At 64.4% G+C, this 646-nt stretch carries 1 protein-coding gene; it reads left to right on the plus strand.

The genetic code is table 11. The annotated features are described in order from the left end of the window. Positions 1–646, plus strand: a 646-nt coding sequence (locus D618_RS0111185) for a UTP--glucose-1-phosphate uridylyltransferase (RefSeq protein WP_017671607.1), incomplete at both ends; no start/stop codon positions are given.

The following is a 646-nucleotide window of genomic DNA, read 5'->3' on the forward strand; positions in this document are numbered from 1 at the left end:
TGAAGCCCATCCGCAAAGCTGTTTTTCCGGTTGCCGGGCTCGGCACCCGTTTTCTGCCCGCGACCAAGGCCATCCCCAAGGAGATGCTGCCGATCGTTGATCGGCCGTTGATCCAGTACGCCGTCGAAGAGGCGCGCGAGGCGGGGATCGAGCAGATGATCTTCGTCACCGGGCGCGGCAAGAGCGCGATCGAGGACCATTTCGATATCGCGTTCGAGCTGGAAAAGACGATGACCGACCGCGGCAAGTCGCTGGCGGTGCTGGAGCCCACGCGGCTGGGGCCGGGCAATTGCGCCTATGTCCGGCAGCAGGAGCCTTTGGGTTTGGGCCATGCGATCTGGTGCGCGCGCGATATCGTCGGCGATGAACCGTTCGCGGTGTTCCTGCCCGACGAGTTCATGGTCGGTTCGCCCGGCTGCATGAAGCAGATGGTCGATGCCTATGACCGGCTTGGCGGCAACCTGATCAGCGTGCTGGAAGTGCCGCGCGAGGCGGTATCGAGCTATGGCGTGATCGCACCGGGGCGCAGCGAAGGCGACGTCACCGAGGTGACCGGGCTGGTCGAAAAGCCCAGGATCGAGGACGCGCCGTCGAACCTCATCATCTCGGGCCGCTACATCCTGCAGCCAGAGGTGATGCGCACGCT

This window comes from Blastomonas sp. AAP53, from assembly GCF_000331245.1.
Lineage (GTDB): Bacteria > Pseudomonadota > Alphaproteobacteria > Sphingomonadales > Sphingomonadaceae > Blastomonas.